Genomic DNA, 19,988 nt, shown 5'->3' with positions numbered 1-19,988 from the left:
GCATGGGGAGGGGAGTGAGGCGTAGGACCTCCGCCGAAACGAAGGAGAATGCCCGACCATGGCTCGCCTGGTTGGCGTCGACCTCCCCCGCGAAAAGCGGCTGGAGATCGCTCTCACCTACATTTACGGCATCGGCCGTACCCGCGCCCTGGAGATCCTCCAGGCCACCGGCATCAGCGGCGACCTCCGGGTCCACCAGCTGAGCGACACCGAGCTCGTCCCGATGCGTGACTACATCGAGGCGAACTTCAAGATCGAGGGTGACCTGCGCCGAGAGGTTCAGGCCGACATCCGTCGCAAGATCGAAATCGGTTGTTACCAGGGCATCCGGCACCGGAAGGGTCTTCCCGTCCACGGCCAGCGCACCCAGACCAACGCGCGTACCCGTAAGGGCAAGAAGAAGACCGTCGCCGGCAAGAAGAAGCCCGGTAAGAAGTAGTCCACGCAGCCGCGGGACCGACAACCTCAGGAGTGAAGGCAAAGAATGCCTCCTAAGAGCCGTCAGGGCGCACCGAAGAAGGTGCGTCGCAAGGAAAAGAAGAACGTCGCTCACGGGCACGCCCACATCAAGAGCACGTTCAACAACACGATCGTTTCGATCACCGACCCGAACGGGAACGTGATCTCCTGGGCCTCGGCCGGCCACGTGGGTTTCAAGGGCTCTCGTAAGTCCACCCCGTTCGCCGCGCAGATGGCTGCCGAGAACGCCGCCCGCCGCGCCATGGAGCACGGCATGCGCAAGGTCGACGTGTTCGTCAAGGGTCCCGGCTCCGGCCGTGAGACCGCGATCCGTTCGCTGCAGGCGACCGGCCTCGAGGTTGGCTCCATCCAGGACGTCACCCCCGTGCCGCACAACGGCTGCCGCCCGCCCAAGCGCCGCCGCGTCTGACCCAGGAGAAATTGAGAAATGGCTCGTTACACGGGTGCGGACTGCAAGCTCTGCCGCCGGGAGAAGACCAAGCTCTTCCTCAAGGGCAAGAAGTGCGAATCCGCCAAGTGCCCCATCGAGATCCGTCCTTACCCCCCGGGTGAGCACGGTCGCGGTCGTCCGAAGGAGTCTGAGTACCAGCTCCAGCTTCGTGAGAAGCAGAAGACCCGCCGCATCTACGGCATCCTCGAGAAGCAGTTCCGCAACTACTACGAGGAAGCCAACAAGAAGGGCGGCAAGACCGGCGAGAACCTTCTCCAGATCCTGGAGAGCCGTCTCGACAACGTGGTCTTCCGCGCCGGCTTCGCCGAGTCCCGCGACGCCGCTCGCCAGCAGGTCCGTCACGGCCACATCCTGGTGAACGGCAAGAAGGTCGACATCCCGTCGTACCGCGTTCGCGAGCACGACATCGTCGAGGTTCGTGAGAAGTCGCGCAACCTGCTGCCCTACGAGGTCGCCCGCGCGACCGCCGGCGACCGCGGCATCCCCGCGTGGCTCGGCGTCGTGCCGGACAAGATGCGCATCCTGGTGCACCAGCTGCCGGTCCGTCAGCAGATCGACACGCAGGTCCAGGAGCAGCTGATCGTCGAGCTCTACTCCAAGTAGCAGCTCGCTCTGAATGGGGTACGGCATGCCGTACCCCATTTAGGCTGTCTATCGGAGTGGCGTCATATAGCGGGCGTCACCTGACCAAGGGGAGAACCCAACCATGCTGATCGCTCAGCGCCCGACTCTTCTCGAGGAGTCGATCGACGAGTTCCGCTCCCGGTTCGTGATCGAGCCGCTGGAGCCGGGCTTCGGCTACACCATCGGCAACTCGCTGCGGCGCACGCTGCTGTCGTCCATTCCGGGCGCGGCCGTGACCTCCATCCGCATCGAGGGCGTGCTGCACGAGTTCTCGACCGTTCCGGGCGTCAAGGAAGATGTCACCGACATCATCCTCAACCTGAAGGAACTGGTCGTCTCCTCCGAGCACGACGAGCCGGTCGTGATGTACCTGCGCAAGCAGGGCCCGGGCGAGGTCACCGCCGCCGACATCGCGCCTCCGGCCGGTGTCGAGGTGCACAACCCCGACCTCAAGATCGCCACGCTGAACGGCAAGGCGAAGCTGGAGATGGAGCTGACCGTCGAGCGCGGTCGCGGCTACGTCTCCGCCGCCCAGAACAAGCAGCCCGGCCAGGAGATCGGCCGCATCCCGATCGACTCGATCTACTCCCCGGTGCTCAAGGTCACCTACAAGGTCGAGGCCACCCGAGTCGAGCAGCGCACCGACTTCGACCGCCTCATCCTGGACGTCGAGACCAAGCCGGCCATGAAGCCCCGCGACGCGGTGGCCTCCGCCGGTAAGACCCTCGTCGAGCTGTTCGGTCTCGCCCGCGAGCTGAACGTCGAGGCCGAGGGCATCGACATCGGCCCGTCGCCGACGGACGCGGCCCTGGCCGCCGACCTGGCGCTGCCGATCGAGGAGCTGAACCTCACGGTTCGTTCCTACAACTGCCTCAAGCGCGAGGGCATCCACACCGTGGGTGAGCTCGTCGCCCGCAGCGAGCAGGACCTGCTGGACATCCGCAACTTCGGTGCGAAGTCCATCGAAGAGGTCAAGCAGAAGCTGCACGAGATGACTCTGGCCCTCAAGGACTCCCCGCCCGGGTTCGACCCGAGCGCGGTGGCCGGCGGCGGCTACGACGACGACGACTCCGCTTACGTGGAGACGGAGCAGTACTGATCACCAATGGGAGCTCCGTCCGGAGCTCCCAGCCCGACCTGAGTACCTAAAACGGCTCAGGCGGGTTCACTCTCAAGGAGAACGAAATGCCCAGGCCCACCAAGGGTGCTCGTCTCGGCGGCAGCCCGGCGCACGAGCGGCTCATCCTGGCGAACCTCGCCACCGAGCTCTTCAAGCACGGGAAGATCCGCACCACCGAGGCCAAGGCCAAGCGCCTTCGCCCGCTGGCCGAGAAGCTGATCACCAAGGCCCGCAAGGGCGACATGCACAACCGTCGCCAGGTGCTGACCGTGGTCAAGGACAAGGGCGTCGTCCACCACCTCTTCACCGCGATCGCCGAGCAGATGGCGGAGCGTCCCGGTGGCTACACCCGCATCACGAAGATCGGTCCGCGTAAGGGCGACAACGCCCCGATGGCGGTCATCGAGCTCGTGAGTGAGGCGCTCAACCCGGTTCGCGTTTCCAAGGCCGCTCCGGCTGCCGCGGCTCCGTCCGCCGCCGAGACCGAGACCGAGGAGACCACCGAGGCCCCCGCGGCCGAGGAGGCCAAGGCTGAGGACACCGCTTCGGCTTCGGCCGAGGAGTCGGCTCCGGCTTCGGCCGAGGAGTCCGCTGAGGACAAGGCTGAGGACAAGAAGGACCAGGCCTGATCCGTCAGGCTCGGTGACACTGGCCCGGTGCCCCCTTCGTGGGGTGCCGGGCTTTTGTTCGCTCTTGAGAGGAATCACGTGGTACGGCTCCGCCTCGATCTGGCCTACGACGGCACCGACTTCTCCGGCTGGGCCCGGCAGCCCGGCCGGCGCACCGTGCAGGGGGTGCTGGAGGAAGGGCTAGGGCGCATCCTGCGGCTCGGCGACGGCGTCGACCTGACCGTGGCCGGCCGTACTGACGCGGGGGTACACGCGCGGGGGCAGGTGGCGCACGTCGACGTGGAGGTCGAGGCGCTGGAGGCCGTGGTGGGCAACCGGGCGGCGAGCTTCCCGCCCGGCATCGATGAGCGGCTCGCTGCGCTCGTCCGGCGGCTGGGTGGGGTCCTTGACCCGGATGTACGGGTTTACTCGGTCAGCGTGGCTCCTGAGGGCTTTGACGCCCGGTTCTCGGCGATGTCGCGGCGGTACGCCTACCGGGTTTGCGACGCGCCCGGCGGGGTGGACCCGCTGCGGCGGCGTGAGGTGCTCTGGTACACGCGGCCGCTCGACGTCGGGCGGCTCAACGCCGCCGCGGAGCGGTTGCTGGGGGAGCACGACTTCGCCGCCTTCTGCAAGCGGCGGGAGGGCGCCACGACCATCCGGGAGCTGCAGCGGCTCGACTGGGTGCGGGGCGAGGACGGCGTGCTCGTGGCGACCGTGGTGGCGGACGCGTTCTGCCACTCGATGGTGCGGGCGCTCGTCGGGTCGCTGCTGGCGGTGGGCGAGGGGCGGATGCCGGTGGACTGGCCCGGCGAGGTGCTCACGCGTGCCGTACGGGACTCGGGGGTGCATGTCGCGCCCGCACACGGGCTGTGCCTGGAGCACGTGGCCTACCCGCCGGACGAGGAGCTCGCCCGGCGGGCCGCGATGACCCGCCGGGTGCGCACGCTCTAGCTTCCCCGCGTTTCCGCCTTCTAGGAGCCGAGTGACTTCTAGGAGCCGGTGACGCGGCGCTCCAGGACCAGCGCGGTGTGGTCGCGGAAGGCGCCGCTCACCGTGCTCAGGCCCTTCTCCTCCGGCTTCGGCGTGTGCCCGTCGGCGTAGGTGGCGTAGCTGAACACGATGTAGCGACCCCACACCATGCCCGCCGCGTACCCGCCCGCGATGTGCACGCGCTCGCCCCCCGACCCCGACGGGCCGGGCAGTGCCCGGAACCACAGGTTGCGGCCCAGATCCTTGGCCTGGTCGGCCTGGAGCGCGGCGTCCTTGGTCGGGAGTACGGCGAGGCCGGTCGTGACCGCGTACCGCCGTTTCGCGTCCACGTACGTCGCGCGCAACACGCGGGTGCACTGCTGGTCGCGCAACGCGTCGGCGAACGGGCCGGAGGCCGCCTTCGAGCAGTCCTGGGACAGCTCGGTCTTCACCCGGGTGTAGACCGTCTTGCCGACCTTGATCTTCTTGGCCGGGAAGGCCTCGCTCAGGGCCATCGCGCGGGGGTCGGTGTCCTCGGAGTTGAGGACCGTCGTGCCCTCCGGCTCTGACGCGGCGGACGGCGTCGGGGTGGACGAGACGGCCAGCGTCGGGGTCGGCTGGGCGACGACCGCGCCGGAGGCCTCGTTCGGGGTGTTCATCGAGCGGTACACGAAGAACCCGCCCGTTGCCACGCCCACCACGATCAGCACCCCGAGCCCGGCGAACAGCAACCGCTTCGTCTTGCCCGGCGGTGTGGGCGGTGGGGGCGCCCACTGCGGCGTGGCGAACCCCTGCTCGGTCGGGGGCTCCGGTGGGGGGAAGCCGTGGGGTGGCGTGGAGACGTTGTCCTGCTTCGGCCCCCACACGTCGGAACTGAACGGGAGATCGGGCAGCCGCTGCGGCTCCTCGGCAGGGGGCGGTTGCAGCGGGGGCCACACCGGCACGTCACTCGGCTCAGCCGGCCGTACCACCTGGGCGGTTACGGACGGGTCCTGGGCCTTGGCGGCATTCTCTTCCCGGTGGGCGGCCGCGTCGGCTTCGGCGTCACCCTCTCCTCGGGGGTGGGGGTCACCGTCCCCGTCTTCGTGGTCGTCCTCGCCTGGGCGTGCGGCGTCTCCGCCAAGGGAGCCGCCGCCTCCGGGCGTCAGGCCCACGCCGCGAGCGACCTCGTCGCCAACGCTGGCCCCCTCGACCGCCTCAGCGGCCGACTCTGCTGCGCCGTGGTCCGCCCAGCGGCCGGTGGGCGACTGCTCGCCGTCCTCGTGGCTGGGGTTGGCCGGGGGCAGGGCGAGGCGCCCCGGCTGGGTGACGTTCGGATCCAACTCGTCCGCGTGGGGGGCGGACCAGGTGGATTCGGCGGATCCGGTGGGGTCGGTGGTCCAGGCGGAGTCGCCGGTGCTGGTGGGGTCGGCCGGCCTGGTCGCGTCGGCGGATCCGGTGGGGTCGGACGGGTGCTCTTGGAAGCCCTCGTTACCGCCCGCGTGCTCGGTGCTGGCCGCGCGGGCCGCCTCCGTCACCGGCTCACCGGTCGCCGCCGGCCAGGGTGGCATGGCCGGACTGTCCGACACCGGTGCCGGCCACACCCGCAGTCCTGCCGCCGCGGCGGTGAAGCCGGTCGGGGGCTGCCAGCCGGCCTGTGCGTCCACCGGGTCGGCGAACCAGTCGTACGGCGGCGCGTCGGCCCCGGCGACCTCCCATGGGTAGGCCGGCGCCTCGCCCTCGCCCTGGGGTTCCCCGAAGGCGGGGTTGTGGGCGGGGAACTGGGGACGGAGGTCGCGGGTCTCGTGAGCTTCGAGGGTGTCGCCTGGGCCGTGGTCGGCCCACTCACTCACGGGATGGTGAGCGGTCTGCTCGGCCCCGGAGTGGGTGGGCTGCCCGGGGTCGGGGTGCCGCGAGGACTGCTCGTCCTCGGGGCCGTGGGCGGCTTGCTCGCCGCCGGCGTGGTGCACGGGCTGGTCGCCGCCATGGCGGAAGGACCGGTCGCCCTCGGGGCGATGGCCAGGCTGGTCATCGCTGGAGGGGGGTGCGGTCGGGTCGCCGTGGGGTGTGGACGGGCCACCGTGGTGCGCCGGCCAGTTGCCGTCGTCCTGGGGGACCGGCGGTCGGCCCCTGAGGTCCCGCGTCTCGTACGCGGCCTCCGGGTCGCCACCCATGTCGTCGCCACCCGGCTCCGACTGGAAGTCCCGCCGGTCCGGTGAGGACGGGGCGGAGGACTGGTTGGCCAGGGCGGCCAGCATGTCCGGACGGAAGTTGCGGGTCTCCTCCGGGGAGACCGCCTCGTCCTGTCCGGACGGCGGCTCGTCCAGGAGGTCGCCGCCGTGCCCGACCGGCGGCCGGAAGTCGCTCAACGGGCGCGGGTCCACCGGCGGCGTGAAGTCGTGCGCGGCGTTGGGGCCGGTCGGCTGAGCGAAGTCGTTCAGTGGCTGCGGGTCGGCGGGTGGCCTGAAGTCGTGCAGCGGGCGCGCGCCTTGCGGGGGCGGCGGGAAGGGACGGGGACCGGCCGGCCAGTGGGGCACCGCGCCGAAGTCGCCTGCCCCCGGAGGGGCGGGGTGCTCCGCTCCTGGGGGTGGCGGGGAGTATCCGGCGACAGGGGGTGGGAACTCGTCCCCGGACGGGGATGAGAAGCCTTCGCCTGTGGCCGGCGGGAACCCCTCACGCGGAGGGGGCGGGAAGCCGCTCCCAGATGGGGGTGGGAAACCCTCACCGGGAGGTGGTGGGAAGCCGTCCCCGGCGGGTGGCGTGCCCCAGGCAGCCGCAGGGGGCGGGACCGGGAAGTCGGGGCCAGGGGGTGGCGGCGGGAAGCCGTCCGTGGAGGGCGGCGGTGGGTAGCCGGCCTCTGGGTGGGGGGCGCCTGCGGCCGGGGGTGCCGGGAAGTCGCCGCCTGGTGGGACGGGGAAGTCGCGTGGGGGAAGGACCGGCTCCGACACGGGTGGGTAGCCCTGGCCGTTGATCGGCTCGCCGTACGCCTGCTGCTGTCCGGGGCCGGGGTGGCCGGGGAACGGGGGCTGCTGGTCGGCGGGGGGGAAGCCTTGGCCCGCACGAGGGAAGCCGTGGTCGGGTGGGTGGACTGGCGGCCGGAAGCCGTGGTCGGGCATGACTGGGCTGCCGGGGTGGGCGTCGGTGACCGGGGGGTGGTCGGACAGGACGTCGTCCGGCTGGGGGAGGCCCGGGGGCGGGCCCTGGTAGATGGGGATCGGCGGGCGCTGGTCTGCCGCGCCGAACGGGGGAGCCCAGGCGGGCTCACCTCCGGGCGCGGCGAACGCGGCGGGCGGCTCTGCAGGCGGGTAGCCGGGCTCTGCGCTCGTTCCAGAAAAACCTGGGGTGGGCTCGGCGGCCGAGTAGCCGGAGGACGGCTCCGGCCCTGCGCCGGGGAACCCGTGATCGGGCTCTGCCCCAGCGCCGGGGAGCCCGTGACTGGGCTCTGCCCCAGTGCCAGAGAGCCCGTGACCGGGCTCGGCTCCCCCGTGGAGCGAGGCCGGAAAGGGCTCTTCGCCTGAGGTGGGGGAGCTTGGTGGGGGGTCGGTGACGGGGAAGGGGGGTGGGGGGTCGGTCCCGGGGGTGGAGAAGCCGGGAGACGGCTCGGACCGGGGCGGGAGTTGGCCGAAGCTCGGCGGTGGCGTCGCCGGTGCGGCCGAGCCGTCGGTCACGTCACGCTCGTGCTCAGACCCAGATTCCTGGCCACGCATAAACGGGAGCCTAGCGAGAGTCAGAAGATCGTCATGCCGGTATGACTGTTCCCGGTGGAATCAGTCGTCCCGTTCATGCCGGTTTCTGGGGAAAAAGTGGTCGGGTCGGCCGGGGTAAGTGGGCGGGTCAGCCGGGGTAGCCGGTGAGCGAACGGGACTGCATCGCCTTGAAAACGGTGGCGTTGGTGATGTCGGTGGCCGCCTGGAAGAGCTGGGCGGTGCCCTTCTTGTCCGGCTTGCTGCCGTCCTTGAACTGGAACCAGACGAGCACGGCGTAGTGGCCGTGGACCCAGACCTTGGCACCGGCCTCGCCGGAGCCGAGGAACTTGGTGACCTCGTCCTTGCCGGGCAGCGGCTTGATGTAGTCCTCGCGCGCGCCCTTGCCGCTGGTGGCGGCGACGACCTTCTCGGAGGCCTTGGTGTTGAGCAGGTTGGCCACGCCGACGGTGCCGATGACCTTGCCCTTGGCGTCACGGAAGCTGGCCCGGATGATCATGTTGCACTTGCCGGACTTGAGGGCCTTCTCCAGCTTCTTGCCCTCGACGGCCTCGGCGCACTTGGTGTCCTTGCGCGAGGTGGTCATGGAGTAGGTGCGGCCCTCGTGGGTGATCTTCTTGGCCGGGAAGAGCTCCTTGACGGTGAGCGCCTTGGGGTCGGTCTCACGGGCCTCGGCGAAGGCGAAGGTGCCGCCGGGAGCGGTCGGCAGCGGGGCGGAGCTGGGGCGGGTTTCCGAAGCGGCCGGGGTGGGGGCGTCGGCGTTGAACATGATGACCAGCACGGTGGCGAGCAGGCCCAGGACGCCTACGCCGCCGATGATGAACCAGAACGGACCACGGGTGCGGGGGCCCTCGTCGTAGGGGCTCCACATCTGCCGCTGGGACTGCTTCTGCTGCTGCCCTTCCTGCGGCGGGGACTGTGGCTGCGTCGGCTGCATCGGGTGCATCGGCTGCATGGGGTGCGGCTGCTGCGGCTGTGGCTGTCCCGGCTCTGAGCTGGATTCACGTTTCTTGGGAAAACCCATGCGGAGAGATTAGCCGGTCGGGGGGTCGGCAGGCTTCCCTCGTGGGCTGAAGGGCGGGGATCTTCGGGGCCCCTGGCGGGGACGGAGGTCCTGCGGGGGCCGGAAGAGGTGGTCGGAAGGGGCGGTCGGAAGGTCAGGGGGATCTGCGGGGCCCGATCGGAGGGGTCGGAACCTCCCGGCTCGCCCGGCCGGAGAGAAGCCGGAGGGGCTGGGGTTACTTGTAGCCGAAGTCCTGGGTCCACCAGGGGCCGCCGGCGCCTAAGGCGACGCCGACGCCGATGGCGGCGATCTCGCAGTTGAGGATGTGCTTGCGGTGGTCGGCGCTGGCCATCCAGCCGCGCATGGCCTCCTCGGCGCTGGTGTAGCCCTGGCCGATGTTCTCGGCGGCGCCGGCGTCGTAGCCGGCGCGGCCCATGCGGTCCCAGGGGGAGGTGCCGTCGGGGGAGGCGTGCGAGAACTGCCCGGAACGGCCCATCTCCAGGGAGTGCTCCTGGGCGGAGCGGGTGAGGCGGCGGTCGATGCGCAGGGGCGCGCAGCCGCGGCGCTCGCGGGCGTTGTTGGTGAGCCTCACGACCTGGGCGGCCAAGGGCGCTGACAGTTCCAGGTCGGCGGCGCCGTACATGCCGGCGGGGTGGTCGGTCTCGTAGGCGCCGGGGAACTGGTTGGGGTCCTGGGTGGGGACCGGGGAGGTGGGGCGCGCGGCGGCGGAGGCGGTGCCGAGGGGCTGTTCCCGGGCGATCTTCTCGACCGCCTGGGCGGGCGGGCGGGGGCTCGGGGAGGTGGTGGCCTTGCCGGCGGCGGCGGGCGGGGCGGTGTTGTTGAGGTAGATCTGCGGGGCGTCCTCGCCGGCCCGGGTGGTGAGCCGGCCGATCAGCACGCCGACGAACAGGACCGTCAGCAGGCAGAGCAACGGGCCCAGGAAGCTTCGGCGCCTGGCGCGCGTCCTGGTCAGCCGGGTGTGAGGAGGCTGCCACATACCGCAGTCAACGATAGGGAAGGGGGAGGGTGGGAAAGAAGGGATTGCAGGGAACCGAAATCGAACCGTTCTGTCGGGCTGCGACACCCCTCGCCCGGCCGCCCCGCAGGAGGCGGCCAAGGGGGGCGGCCGAGGGCGGTGAGAGGGCGGCCGGGAGGCGGCCAACGGGGCGGCCGGGGGCGGTCGAGGGGACGGTCGGGTGGCGGTCGAGAGGGGCGGCCGGGAGGGGATCCGGGTGGCGGGCGTCGCCGGTTCCGGTCCGTCCTTCGCGGGGTTTCGTCGGTTCGTTTTGACCTGGGTCAACTGCGGAGGTAACCTGGCTGACGTTGTGTGCATAGGTCCCGCGTGACCGATGCGCGGCGCGTCCGGCGTCATCTCCCATCATTCTCTCAGGGAGACGGAAGGTCCGGGCTGTCGTGCGCCCGCACCGACCGAACTCAAGCTGTCAGTTCCCGACAGCGCCGTAGACGCAAGCAAGATAAGGCTTACGACCGTGCGCACGTACTCAACTAAGCCCGCCGACGTCGAACGTCAGTGGTTCGTCATCGACGCGACCGACGTCATCCTCGGCCGGCTGGCCAGCCATGTCGCGGCCCTGCTCCGCGGCAAGCACAAGCCGATCTTCGCCCCGCACGTTGACACCGGTGACTTCGTCATTATCATCAACGCGGACAAGATCGCGCTGAGCGGCAACAAGCTCGAGCAGAAGAAGGCCTACCGTCACTCCGGCTACCCGGGCGGTCTGCGCTCGGTGACCTATGGCGAGCTCATGGCCAAGCGCCCCGACAAGGCGGTCGAGAAGGCCGTCAAGGGCATGCTGCCCAAGAACTCCCTCGGTCGCCAGATGGCCAAGAAGCTGAAGGTCTACGCCGGGTCCGAGCACCCGCACCAGGCCCAGAAGCCCGTGCCGTTCGAGATCACCCAGATCGCCCAGTAGAAGGATTTGAGGAATAACCGTGGCTGAGACCACCGGTATCGAGACGGCCGTCGAGGCCGCCGAAGTGGAGGACTTCTCCGGCGAGGAGTTCCCGTCCGAGTACACCACCGAGTCCAGTGCGCTGGCCGACGCCCCCGTGCGTCGCCCGGTGACGACCGGCAACTCGTACGGCACCGGCCGCCGCAAGGAGGCCATCGCCCGCGTGCGCATCGTTCCGGGCACCGGCAAGTGGACGATCAACGGTCGTTCGCTTGACGTGTACTTCCCGAACAAGGTGCACCAGCAGATCGTCAACGAGCCCTTCGTGGTGCTCGGCGCCGAGGGTGCGTTCGACGTCATCGCCCGCATCGACGGTGGCGGCGTGACCGGCCAGGCCGGTGCGCTCCGCATGGGCCTGTCCCGCGCGCTGGCGATCCTCGACGTCGAGAACAACCGCCCGCCGCTGAAGAAGGCCGGCTTCCTCACCCGTGACGCCCGCGCCACGGAGCGGAAGAAGTACGGCCTCAAGAAGGCCCGTAAGGCTCCGCAGTACAGCAAGCGCTAAATTGGGGCGCCTCTTCGGCACCGACGGCGTCCGTGGGGTCGCGGGTCGCGACCTCACGGCGGAGCTCGCCATGGACCTGTCCGTGGCGGCCGCTCACGTTCTCGGCGAGATCGGCATCGGGGTGGACCTCGGTGCCGACTCGCCCGCACGCCGTCGGCATGCAGGCGCAGCCACCGCGACGGGCCTGAAGAGGCCTGTCGCGGTCGTAGGCCGGGACCCCCGGGCTTCAGGAGAATTCCTGGAGGCCGCGGTGGTCGCCGGCCTCGCGTCGTCCGGGGTGGATGTGCTCCGCCTGGGTGTGTTGCCCACGCCCGCGGTGGCGTACCTGACCGGAGCGCTCGGCGCCGACCTCGGCGTCATGCTCTCCGCCTCGCACAATCCCGCCCCTGACAACGGCATCAAGTTCCTCGCCCGCGGGGGGCTCAAGCTCTCCGACTCGGTCGAGGACGAGATCGAGGCCCGCCTGCGCGAGCCCTGGGAGCGCCCGGTGGGTTCCCAGGTCGGTCGCGTCCGGGAGGCGTACGGCGAGGCCGACCGCTACATCTCGCACGTCCTGGCGACCATCGAGGGCAGCCTCGAAGGTCTCAAGGTCGTGGTGGACTGCGCGCACGGCGCCGCCCACATGGTCGCGCCGGAGGCCCTGGTGCGTGCCGGGGCGACCGTCGAGGCGATCGGCGCGCGTCCGGACGGGCTCAACATCAACTCCGGTGTCGGCTCGACCCACCTGGACAAGCTCCAGCAGGTCGTGGTGTCGCGCGGCGCCGATCTGGGCCTGGCCTACGACGGCGACGCCGACCGCTGCCTGGCCGTCACGCACGACGGGCAGGTGGTCGACGGCGACCAGATCATGGCGATCCTGGCGCTCGACCTGCATTCGCGGGGCGAGCTGGCCAGGGACACCGTGGTCGCGACGGTCATGTCCAACCTGGGCTTCAAGCTGGCCATGCGCGAGGCCGGGATCACCGTGGTCGAGACCGCGGTGGGCGACCGGTACGTGCTGGAGCGGATGAAGGCCGACGGCTTCAACCTCGGTGGTGAGCAGTCGGGGCATGTGATCATGCTCGACCACGCGACCACCGGTGACGGCCTGCTCACCTCGCTGCACCTGGCTTCGGTGGTGGCGCGGTCGGGCAAGTCGCTGGCCGAGCTGGCGTCGGTGATGACGTTGCTGCCGCAGGTCCTGATCAACGTCAGGGACGTCGACCGGGGCAAGGCGGGGGTGGCCGAGCTGGCGCGGGCGGTGTCGGAGGCTGAGGACGAGCTGGGCGAGAGTGGCCGCGTGCTGCTCCGGCCGAGCGGCACCGAGCCGATGATCAGGGTCATGGTCGAGGCGGCGTCGGAGGAGCAGGCGACCAAGGTCGCCGAGCGGCTCGCCGACGTGGTCCGCGTGGCCTGCGTCTGACCGGCCGGGCTCCGGCTCGCGGTTGACCGGGTTTTTCGCAAAGGGGTACGGCAAGCTCGCCGTACCCCTTTCGCGTGGGTACGGCAGGCTGCCGTACCCCTTTCGCGTGCAAGCGGGCGACAAGCCGGTGGATCTAGGGTGGGCGGCATGAGTCGGCTGCGGGGCACCACGGTGCTGATCACCGGGGGCCGGGCGCCGGTGGCGCTCGATCTGGCGCGGAAGTTCGCCGCGTGCGGTTCGCGGGTGCTGGTCGCCGAGAGCGCGCCGGCGGATCTGTGCCGCCGGTCGAAGGCGGTGGCGGCGACGTTCCGGGTGCCTCCGCCGAACCGGGCGCCGGTGGCGTTCGCCGAGGCGCTGGCGGGGATCGCCAAGCGGGAGGCGGTGGATCTGCTGGTGCCGACCTGCGAGGAGATCTTCTGGGTCGCGCGCGGGCTGGACGTGCTGGAGCCGCACTGCCGGGTGCTGGCCGAGCCGCTCGAGCGGCTGCGCGGGCTGCACAGCAAGTGGGAGTTCGTCCGGCAGGCCGAGGCGTTCGGGTTGCCGGTGCCGCGGACGGTGCGGGGGGCCGGGTTGCGCCTGCCGTACGTGGTGAAGCCGGTCTTCTCGCGGTTCGCGACGAAGGTCCGGGTGGTCACGGCGGAGGAGCCGGCGCCGGACGAGGCGTGGGTGGCTCAGGAGTTGCTGACCGGGCGGCAGGTCTGCACGTATTCGGTGGCCGCGGCGGGCAGGCTGGTGGCGCACGCCGCCTACGAGGTGGAGTTCACCGCCTCGGGGGCGTGCGTGAACTTCGCGCCGATCGACGATCACCCCATCGAGCAGTGGGTCACGAAATTTCTGGAAAAGTCGGGCTTCACGGGGCAGATCGCGTTCGACTTCATCGACGGCCTCCCGCTGGAGTGCAATCCGCGCGCGACCAGCGGCATCCACCTGTTCGGCCCGGAACTGGCCGAGGTGCTGTACGGCTGCGCCACCGGCGTCCTGCCCGGCCAGCCGCTGCGCCCCGACCCGGAACGGCGGGCGATGCTGGGGTTGGCCATGCTCGGTTTCGGGCTCGGGCAACACGGCCTGGCCCGCTGGTGGCGCGTGCTGCGCGAGTCGGCGGACGTGATCGCCGTCCCCGGCGACCGAGGCCCGTTCCGGTCGCAGCTCGACGTGCTCTGGCACACCTGGCTGCGCTCGCTGTGGACCCGGCGGTCGATGATCGAGTGCTCGACCTACGACATCGAGTGGGACGGCCGGTGAGGGTCGAGCTGCACACCCGGGACGTGCCCTGGCCGGACACGCCGGACGGCGCCTTCGCCCGCGCCTACCTCGAACCGCTGCTCGCCGGGCCGGTCGAGGCGTTCGTCCACAACGTGTGGACGGAGGTGGCCGTGCTCATCGTCGACGGGCGCACCGTCCTGCCGATCACCGTCAACGACGACGAGCGCGGCAACGCCTGGGTCTGCTCGCCGTACACGCACTATGTGACGTATGCGAAGGAGGAGCTCTACCTCCTCGACAGCCGTGCCACCCGGGCGGTGCTCGGCGTGGCGCTGGACGCGCTCGGACTGCTGGCCCGGTTCTCGCGGCTCGACCGGGTGGTGACGGTGAACAACTGGCTGCTGTCCACCAACCTCTACCCGGCTCTCGAACCCGGACAGATCGCCGCGGTCGCCGCGTTCCTCCGCGAGCGTTTCCCAAGTCACGCGATCGTCTTCCCGTCGGTCAACGAGCCGTTCGCCGAGGGCGGCCTGCTGCACGTGCCGGGCCGGCAGGTCTACCTGATCGACCCGGGCCGCAAGGCCGGCCGCTCGCGCAAGCGGTGGCGGTACGACCTGCGGCTGATCGAGCGGCACGGCTACGAGGTAATCGAGCCGGACGACCCCAAACGGGTGGTCGAGCTCTACAACCTGCTCTACCTGGACAAGTACTCCCGCAACAACCCGCAGTTCACCGAGCGCTTCGTCGGCGAGCTGCCCTTCACGCTGCGCGGCCTGGCGAAGGACGGGCGGCTGGACGCGGTGCTCGGCTACTACGAGCGCGACGGGGTGATCACCACGCCGATCTTCGGCTACGACACCGCGCTCCCGCGCGAGCTCGGGCTCTACCGGATGCTCAGCGCGCTGCTCTACCAGATCGCCGTGGAGCACGGCTGGCAGGTGAACGACAGCGCGGGCGCGGGGGAGTTCAAGCGGTTGCGCGGCGCCGAGCCGTGCATCGAGTACCGCGCGGTGGGTCTCGACCACCTGCCGTGGCGGCGGCGGGTGGCGTGGGTGGTGCTGGAGCAGGTGCTTCGCCGGGTGGCGGTGCCGATGATGCGCGAGAAGGGACTGTGAGCATGGATCTGGTCGCCGAGGTGCTGGCCTCGTGCGCCCGCACGCCGCGGGCGACGGCGATCATCGACCCGCGGGGCCGCGAGCTGAGCTTCGGCGCGTTGCGCGAGCGCGTGCTGCGCATCCGCGACCGGCTGGCGGGCGCGGGCTTCGAGCCCGGCCAGAGCGTGCTGTACGCGGTGCAGCCCTCGCCCGACGCCATCGCGGTCGCGCTGGGCGCGGTCGCGGCGGGCGGCACGCTGGTCTTCGCCGACCCGGGCCTGGCGCCGGGCGTGCTGGAGGCCCGGCTGCGGCTGGCCCGGCCGGGCTGGGTGGTCGCCGAGTCGTTCCTCTACGCGATCACCGCGACCGCCGCCGGCCGCGCGCTGGTCCGCCGCCGCGGCGTGCTGCTGCCCGCCCTGTCCCAGGCCGCGGTACGGCATGCGTACACCGGACGATGGCTGCCCGGCGTGCCCTCGGGGGCGGTCCGGCTGCATGGTCTCGACGCCCCCTTCGACGCCGCGCTCGGCGAAGCCGACCTGGACGCGCCGGCGGCGGTCATCTTCACCTCCGGCACCACCGCCCACCCGAGAGCGGTCGTGCACACCCGGCGCTCGCTGGCCGCCGGGCTCCAGATCTTCATGGACCGCTTCCCGCTCGGCCCCGGCGACGTCGTGCACACCGACGGGCTGATGCTGGGCCTGCCCGCGCTGATCGGCGGGGCGACCTGGTCGATGCCCGGCTCCCTCGACGGCCGGGGCGTCACGCACCTGTACCAGGTGCCGGTCGAGGCGGCCCGGCTCACCGAGCTGCCCGGCACGGTCCGGCACCTGCTGCTCGGCTCGGCGCCCGCGCCGCCTGCCGTACTGCGCAGGTGCCTGGAGATCTGCACCGGCGAGGTCCACAGCGTCTACGCGATGACCGAGGCCCTGCCGATCGCGCTGGCCGGTGCGGAGGAGAAGCTGGCCTACTCCGGCGGCGACCTGCTGGGCGAGCCGCTGCCGGGGGTGGGTGTGCGCTTCACGGCCGATCGGGAGCTCGTGGTCAGCGGCCCGCACGTCGCCCGCGGCTACCTGGGCGAGCCACCGGTGACCGAGGTGCCGACCGGTGACCTGGCGCGCCTGGACGAGCAAGGGCGGCTGGTGCTGCTCGGCCGCAAGAAGGACATGTTGCTGCGCGAGGGCTTCAACATCTACCCGAGCCTCTACGAGCCGTCGATCGCCGCGCTGCCCGGGGTGCGGGAGGCGGCGCTGATCGGGCTGCCCGATCCCGCGACCGGCGACGAGGAGGTCGTGCTGGCGCTGGTGCCCGGCGACGGCTTCCAGGAGCAGGCGGTCCGGCGCCGGTTGCCCGAGGTGATGGACGCGGGCGCCCTGCCCGACCGGATCCAGGTCTTTCCCGACTTCCCGCGAGCCGGCCGCTCGCACAAGCTCGACCGGCCGGCCCTGCGGGATCAGCTCACTCGTCCCCGGTGAGGGAGAAGGACCGCAGCCGCTGGCCGGCCCAGACGACCGCGCCGACGATGACGACGAGCAGCGCCGGCACGGCGAAGCCCAGACTGACGTCGGCCTTCAGGAACGGCGAGGCGGAGATCTGGTCGGCGATGGTCTGCGCCCACTGCTGGATGGAGAAGGTGCGCGCGCCGGGCAGGAAGTTGCCCACCACGCCCTCCCACAGCAGCGCGTAGAGCACGCCGATCGCCACCGAGTGCCGGGTGACGACGCCGAGGAACAGGAACACCGCGGCGTAGGCGATCCCGGCGACCAGCGCGCCGGCCGCGAAGCCGACGGCGATGTCGTCCTCGTTCCCGACCAGGATCCAGGCCGCCAGGTAGGTGGGCAGCGCCGCGAACAGGGCGAGCAGCGAGGCGGCGACCACGAACTTGGTCTGCGTGATCACCGGCCGCGCGATCGGCTTGGACAGCAGGTGGATGATGGTGCCGTCGTCGATCTCGGGGGCGATCACGCCGGTGCCCGCGATCAGGCCCAGCAGCGGCAGCAGGGTGCCGATGGCGAAGGTCCGCATGAGCAGGACGGCCGTGCGCTGATCGTCGCTGCCGAGCACGCGCAGCAGGACGGCCAGGCCGAGCAGGGCGACCGGGAGCAGGATGAGCAGGATGAGCCGCCGCCGGCCGAGGATGGCCCGGTAGGTGATCCCTGCGACCACGGTGTTCATCATCGGGAGCTCCGGGTGATCAGGTAGGCGAAGACGCTCTCCAGGTCCTCGTCGGCCGGCGAGACCTGGTGCAGGTGGATGCCGTTGGCGCGGGCGACGCGCGGCAGCAGCCAGGTGAAGCGGCGGAACTCGGCCGCCTGGACCTCCAGGCCGTCGGGGCCGAGGGTGACGCCCCCGGCGCTGCTGTCCACGATGAGCGCGGCGGCGAGCTTGCGGTCGTCGCTGGAGCGGATCCGGAACAGGTGCGGCCGGTCGGTCATCAGCCGGCGGATCTCGCGGAAGTCGCCCGAGGCGGCGTTGCGCCCGGCGACCAGCACCTCGATGTGCTGCGCGACGCGCTCGACCTCTTCGAGGATGTGCGAGCTGAACAGGATGGTCTTGCCGGCCGCGCCCATCTGCCGGATCAGGTCCATCAGGTGCATGCGCTGGCGCGGGTCCATGCCGTTGAACGGCTCGTCCAGCAGGAGCACCTGCGGGTCGTGCACCAGCGCGGCGGCGACCTTGACGCGCTGCTTCATGCCCTTGGAGTAGGTCTCGACGCGGCGGTCCTTGGCGGCTTCCATGTCCACCGTGGCCAGCGCCTTCTGGGCGGCGCCCGCCGGGTCGGACAGGCCGTGCAGCCGGGCGGCGGACAGCACGAACTGCCAGCCGGTCAGGAAGCCGTAGACGCCCTCGCGCTCGGGGACCAGCCCGATGCTGCGGTAGATCTGGTGGTTCTTCCAGATCTTCGCGCCGTCCAGGGTCACCGATCCGTTCGACGGCGCCAGGAAGCCGGCCATCATGTGCAGCAGCGTGGACTTCCCCGCGCCGTTGGGGCCCAGCAGGCCGGTGACACCCGGCCCGATGGTCATGGTGACGTCGTTGACCGCCACCACGTTGCCGTACCAGCGCGAGACCTGGGCGAGCTCCAGCTTCATCGGGCGGCCGCCTTCCGGTAGCGCAGGGCGAGCCCGCCGACCAGCACCACGATCAGCGCGAGCGCGATCAGCGCCGGCCCGGGGCCGTCGGGATAGGTCATGCCGGCCGTGCCGCCGCCGAACAGCCACACCCGCACCGCGTCCACCAGGCTGACCGGGTTGACCAGCACCGCCCAGGAGGCGGCGGTCATCCGGCCGAGCGACTCGAAGGCGCCGTAGAGCGCGACCGCGACCGCCGAGGTGAGCAGGTAGACCGCGATGACCGAGGCCACGCCGAGCCCCCGGCGCGGGGTGAGCGAGGCCAGCAGCAGCCCCAGCGCGGCCAGCAGCACGCTCAGCAGCAGGCCGCTGACCATGGCCGCGACGTACTGCATCGTCTCCGGCGGCCCCTGCAGGTCCACCAGCAGCTCTCCCACGTACATCAGCGTCAGCGGCACGCCGATCAGCAGGAAGAGCGCCAGCGTCATGGCCGCCAGCTTCGCCACCACGTACTGCACCACGGTGACCGGGCGCGACAGGTAGAGCGGCAGCACCTTGTAGCGCAGGTCGGGCGCGACCACCGTGGGCGACTGCGAGGCCAGGAAGATCGCCAGCACCGGCTGCATGAAGACCGCGAGCTGGGTGTACTCCATCGTGCGTTGCTTGACCATCGCGAGGATGGCGATGGAGACCACGGCCGGGAGCAGCATCACCAGCGCGAGGAAGATCGGGATGACCTTGCTGCGCGCCGGCCGGCCCAGGCCGAAGATCCCGCGCAGGCTGTAGGCGAACAAGGCCCGGGTCGCGTAGCCGGAACCCAGCCGCGGCCCGTCGTAGTGGCGGTATCCGATGTCGTGGATGACGCCCGCGGACTCAGACACCGGCCACCTCCTCCCTGAAGACGTCCTCGATGCGGTGCCGGCCCTGCTCCAGCCGGATCAGGCAGAGCTCCAGGTCGGCGGCGGCGTCGCGGATCGTGTCGTAGGTCTGCGGGCCGCGCACCCGCACCAGCAGCACCCGGCCCTGCGGCGTGACGTGCTCGCCCGCCTCGGCCAGCCGGGCGGCCAGCGCCTCGGTGCCCTCGTCGACCTCGACGGTGAGGACCTGCGTGGCCTGGGTGAAGTCGGTGATCGCGCTGGAGCGCAGCAGCCGCCCGGCGTCGATGACGATGACGTGGTCGCAGATGCGTTCGAGCTCGCCGAGCAGGTGCGAGGTGACCACCACGCTGATCCCGAACTCGGTGCCGATCCGGCGGATCAGCGCGAGCATGTCGTCGCGGCCCTGCGGGTCGAGGCCGTTGGTGGGCTCGTCGAGGAAGACCAGCCGCGGGTCCTGCACGAGCGCCTGCGCCAGCTTGACGCGTTGCTTCATGCCGGTGGAGTAGCCGCCGATCGGGCGATAGCGCTCCTCGTAGAGGCCCACGTGCCGCAGGGTGTCGGCCGCCCGCTCCCGGGCGGCGGCCCGGGGCAGCCCGGACATCTGGGCGAAGTGGATGACCAGCTCGGTGGCGGAGACGTCGGGCGGGAGGCAGTCGTGCTCGGGCATGTACCCGACCAGGCGCCGGATGTCGGCGCCGCGGGTGGCCACGTCGAGGTCGAGCACCTGGGCGGTGCCGGCGGTGGGCGGGAGCAGGCCGAGCAGCATCTTGATCAGCGTCGACTTGCCCGCACCGTTCGCGCCCACCAGGCCGGTGACGCCGGGGCCGGCGCTCACCGTCAGCCGGTCGAGCGCGGTGACCCCGGGAAAGCTCTTGGTCAGCCCCTCGGTCGCGAGGATGTGCATGATCCGGACACTATCCCCCG

General features: G+C 71.1%; 19 protein-coding genes. 12 read left to right on the top strand and 7 right to left on the bottom strand.

What is annotated here, in order from left to right:
- Positions 1-58 precede the first annotated feature (58 nt).
- From rpsM to truA, 6 genes are all read left to right on the top strand, one after another.
- Positions 59-439: a 30S ribosomal protein S13 gene (rpsM, locus tag ACIBG7_RS04605; RefSeq protein ID WP_357915824.1), complete on the top strand. Its 381-nt coding sequence runs from the start codon at positions 59-61 to the stop codon at positions 437-439.
- A 45-nt stretch (positions 440-484) separates the two neighbouring features.
- A complete protein-coding gene (gene rpsK, locus ACIBG7_RS04600; RefSeq protein ID WP_020542285.1) occupies positions 485-889 on the top strand; it encodes a 30S ribosomal protein S11 in 405 nt (134 codons plus the stop codon).
- A gap of 18 nt (positions 890-907) precedes the next feature.
- Positions 908-1,534, top strand: a complete 627-nt coding sequence (gene rpsD, locus ACIBG7_RS04595; protein ID WP_357915827.1) for a 30S ribosomal protein S4 — start codon at positions 908-910, stop codon at positions 1,532-1,534.
- 103 nt (positions 1,535-1,637) lie between these two features.
- Positions 1,638-2,654 (top strand): DNA-directed RNA polymerase subunit alpha, encoded by a 1,017-nt coding sequence (locus tag ACIBG7_RS04590; RefSeq protein WP_357915830.1) that lies wholly within the window; start codon positions 1,638-1,640, stop codon positions 2,652-2,654.
- An 86-nt stretch (positions 2,655-2,740) separates the two neighbouring features.
- Positions 2,741-3,304: a 50S ribosomal protein L17 gene (gene rplQ, locus ACIBG7_RS04585; RefSeq protein ID WP_397335168.1), complete on the top strand. Its 564-nt coding sequence runs from the start codon at positions 2,741-2,743 to the stop codon at positions 3,302-3,304.
- A 78-nt stretch (positions 3,305-3,382) separates the two neighbouring features.
- Positions 3,383-4,237: a tRNA pseudouridine(38-40) synthase TruA gene (truA, locus tag ACIBG7_RS04580; protein WP_357915836.1), complete on the top strand. Its 855-nt coding sequence runs from the start codon at positions 3,383-3,385 to the stop codon at positions 4,235-4,237.
- A gap of 38 nt (positions 4,238-4,275) precedes the next feature.
- Here the strand turns inward: truA and ACIBG7_RS04575 are convergent, their stop codons facing one another.
- The 3 genes from ACIBG7_RS04575 to ACIBG7_RS04565 all read right to left on the bottom strand — a co-directional run bounded on the left by ACIBG7_RS04575 (position 4,276) and on the right by ACIBG7_RS04565 (position 9,938).
- Positions 4,276-6,771, bottom strand: a complete 2,496-nt coding sequence (locus ACIBG7_RS04575; protein WP_397335167.1) for a hypothetical protein — start codon at positions 6,769-6,771, stop codon at positions 4,276-4,278.
- 1,297 nt (positions 6,772-8,068) lie between these two features.
- The gene (locus ACIBG7_RS04570) at positions 8,069-8,884 is read right to left on the bottom strand and encodes a hypothetical protein (RefSeq protein ID WP_397335166.1); all 816 of its coding nucleotides are present in this window, start codon (positions 8,882-8,884) and stop codon (positions 8,069-8,071) included.
- 292 nt (positions 8,885-9,176) lie between these two features.
- Positions 9,177-9,938 carry a CAP domain-containing protein gene (locus ACIBG7_RS04565; RefSeq protein ID WP_357915845.1) on the bottom strand — a complete coding sequence of 254 codons (762 nt, stop codon included), beginning with the start codon at positions 9,936-9,938 and terminating at the stop codon, positions 9,177-9,179.
- Between the two features lie 493 nt (positions 9,939-10,431).
- On the opposite strand from ACIBG7_RS04565, the gene rplM reads away from it, so the two are divergent.
- From rplM to ACIBG7_RS04535, 6 genes are all read left to right on the top strand, one after another.
- Positions 10,432-10,875 carry a 50S ribosomal protein L13 gene (gene rplM / locus ACIBG7_RS04560; protein WP_357915848.1) on the top strand — a complete coding sequence of 148 codons (444 nt, stop codon included), beginning with the start codon at positions 10,432-10,434 and terminating at the stop codon, positions 10,873-10,875.
- 19 nt (positions 10,876-10,894) lie between these two features.
- Positions 10,895-11,419: a 30S ribosomal protein S9 gene (rpsI, locus tag ACIBG7_RS04555; protein WP_357915851.1), complete on the top strand. Its 525-nt coding sequence runs from the start codon at positions 10,895-10,897 to the stop codon at positions 11,417-11,419.
- 1 nt (position 11,420) lies between these two features.
- The gene (gene glmM, locus ACIBG7_RS04550) at positions 11,421-12,821 is read left to right on the top strand and encodes a phosphoglucosamine mutase (protein WP_357915854.1); all 1,401 of its coding nucleotides are present in this window, start codon (positions 11,421-11,423) and stop codon (positions 12,819-12,821) included.
- 147 nt (positions 12,822-12,968) lie between these two features.
- Positions 12,969-14,063 carry a hypothetical protein gene (locus tag ACIBG7_RS04545; RefSeq protein WP_397335165.1) on the top strand — a complete coding sequence of 365 codons (1,095 nt, stop codon included), beginning with the start codon at positions 12,969-12,971 and terminating at the stop codon, positions 14,061-14,063.
- Positions 14,060-15,139 carry a hypothetical protein gene (locus ACIBG7_RS04540; RefSeq protein ID WP_397335164.1) on the top strand — a complete coding sequence of 360 codons (1,080 nt, stop codon included), beginning with the start codon at positions 14,060-14,062 and terminating at the stop codon, positions 15,137-15,139. The genes ACIBG7_RS04545 and ACIBG7_RS04540 overlap by 4 nt, the downstream gene beginning before the upstream one ends.
- A 2-nt stretch (positions 15,140-15,141) precedes the next feature.
- Positions 15,142-16,590: a class I adenylate-forming enzyme family protein gene (locus ACIBG7_RS04535; protein WP_397335342.1), complete on the top strand. Its 1,449-nt coding sequence runs from the start codon at positions 15,142-15,144 to the stop codon at positions 16,588-16,590.
- On the opposite strand, the gene ACIBG7_RS04530 is transcribed toward ACIBG7_RS04535, so the two are convergent.
- Genes ACIBG7_RS04530 through ACIBG7_RS04515 form a run of 4 tightly spaced genes read right to left on the bottom strand, consistent with a single transcriptional unit; the run spans position 16,574 to position 19,968 of the window.
- Positions 16,574-17,293 (bottom strand): ABC transporter permease subunit, encoded by a 720-nt coding sequence (locus ACIBG7_RS04530; protein ID WP_357915863.1) that lies wholly within the window; start codon positions 17,291-17,293, stop codon positions 16,574-16,576. The genes ACIBG7_RS04535 and ACIBG7_RS04530 overlap by 17 nt on opposite strands.
- Positions 17,290-18,207 (bottom strand): ABC transporter ATP-binding protein, encoded by a 918-nt coding sequence (locus ACIBG7_RS04525; protein ID WP_357915866.1) that lies wholly within the window; start codon positions 18,205-18,207, stop codon positions 17,290-17,292. The genes ACIBG7_RS04530 and ACIBG7_RS04525 overlap by 4 nt, the downstream gene beginning before the upstream one ends.
- Positions 18,204-19,067, bottom strand: coding sequence for an ABC transporter permease (locus tag ACIBG7_RS04520; protein ID WP_397335163.1), 864 nt, complete (start codon positions 19,065-19,067; stop codon positions 18,204-18,206). The genes ACIBG7_RS04525 and ACIBG7_RS04520 overlap by 4 nt, the downstream gene beginning before the upstream one ends.
- Positions 19,060-19,968, bottom strand: a complete 909-nt coding sequence (locus ACIBG7_RS04515; protein WP_357915872.1) for an ABC transporter ATP-binding protein — start codon at positions 19,966-19,968, stop codon at positions 19,060-19,062. Before ACIBG7_RS04515 ends, ACIBG7_RS04520 begins: the two co-directional genes overlap by 8 nt.
- Between the last annotated feature and the right edge of the window lie 20 nt (positions 19,969-19,988).

This window comes from Nonomuraea sp. NPDC050328, assembly GCF_044459405.1.
Classification (GTDB): domain Bacteria; phylum Actinomycetota; class Actinomycetes; order Streptosporangiales; family Streptosporangiaceae; genus Nonomuraea.
The sequence above is the reverse complement of the archived record's forward strand: the minus strand, read 5'-3'. Positions and strand labels throughout refer to the sequence as shown.

What these genes read in the sequence shown, in the direction of transcription:
- rpsM (WP_357915824.1), top strand. Translation starts at nt 59, where the DNA reads ATGGCTCGCCTGGTTGGCGTCGACCTCCCCCGCGAAAAGCGGCTGGAG.
- rpsK (WP_020542285.1), top strand. Translation starts at nt 485, where the DNA reads ATGCCTCCTAAGAGCCGTCAGGGCGCACCGAAGAAGGTGCGTCGCAAG.
- rpsD (WP_357915827.1), top strand. Translation starts at nt 908, where the DNA reads ATGGCTCGTTACACGGGTGCGGACTGCAAGCTCTGCCGCCGGGAGAAG.
- ACIBG7_RS04590 (WP_357915830.1), top strand. Translation starts at nt 1,638, where the DNA reads ATGCTGATCGCTCAGCGCCCGACTCTTCTCGAGGAGTCGATCGACGAG.
- rplQ (WP_397335168.1), top strand. Translation starts at nt 2,741, where the DNA reads ATGCCCAGGCCCACCAAGGGTGCTCGTCTCGGCGGCAGCCCGGCGCAC.
- ACIBG7_RS04570 (WP_397335166.1), bottom strand. Translation starts at nt 8,884, where the DNA reads ATGCACCCGATGCAGCCGACGCAGCCACAGTCCCCGCCGCAGGAAGGG.
- ACIBG7_RS04565 (WP_357915845.1), bottom strand. Translation starts at nt 9,938, where the DNA reads ATGTGGCAGCCTCCTCACACCCGGCTGACCAGGACGCGCGCCAGGCGC.
- ACIBG7_RS04545 (WP_397335165.1), top strand. Translation starts at nt 12,969, where the DNA reads ATGAGTCGGCTGCGGGGCACCACGGTGCTGATCACCGGGGGCCGGGCG.
- ACIBG7_RS04535 (WP_397335342.1), top strand. Translation starts at nt 15,142, where the DNA reads ATGGATCTGGTCGCCGAGGTGCTGGCCTCGTGCGCCCGCACGCCGCGG.
- ACIBG7_RS04530 (WP_357915863.1), bottom strand. Translation starts at nt 17,293, where the DNA reads ATGATGAACACCGTGGTCGCAGGGATCACCTACCGGGCCATCCTCGGC.
- ACIBG7_RS04525 (WP_357915866.1), bottom strand. Translation starts at nt 18,207, where the DNA reads ATGAAGCTGGAGCTCGCCCAGGTCTCGCGCTGGTACGGCAACGTGGTG.
- ACIBG7_RS04515 (WP_357915872.1), bottom strand. Translation starts at nt 19,968, where the DNA reads ATGCACATCCTCGCGACCGAGGGGCTGACCAAGAGCTTTCCCGGGGTC.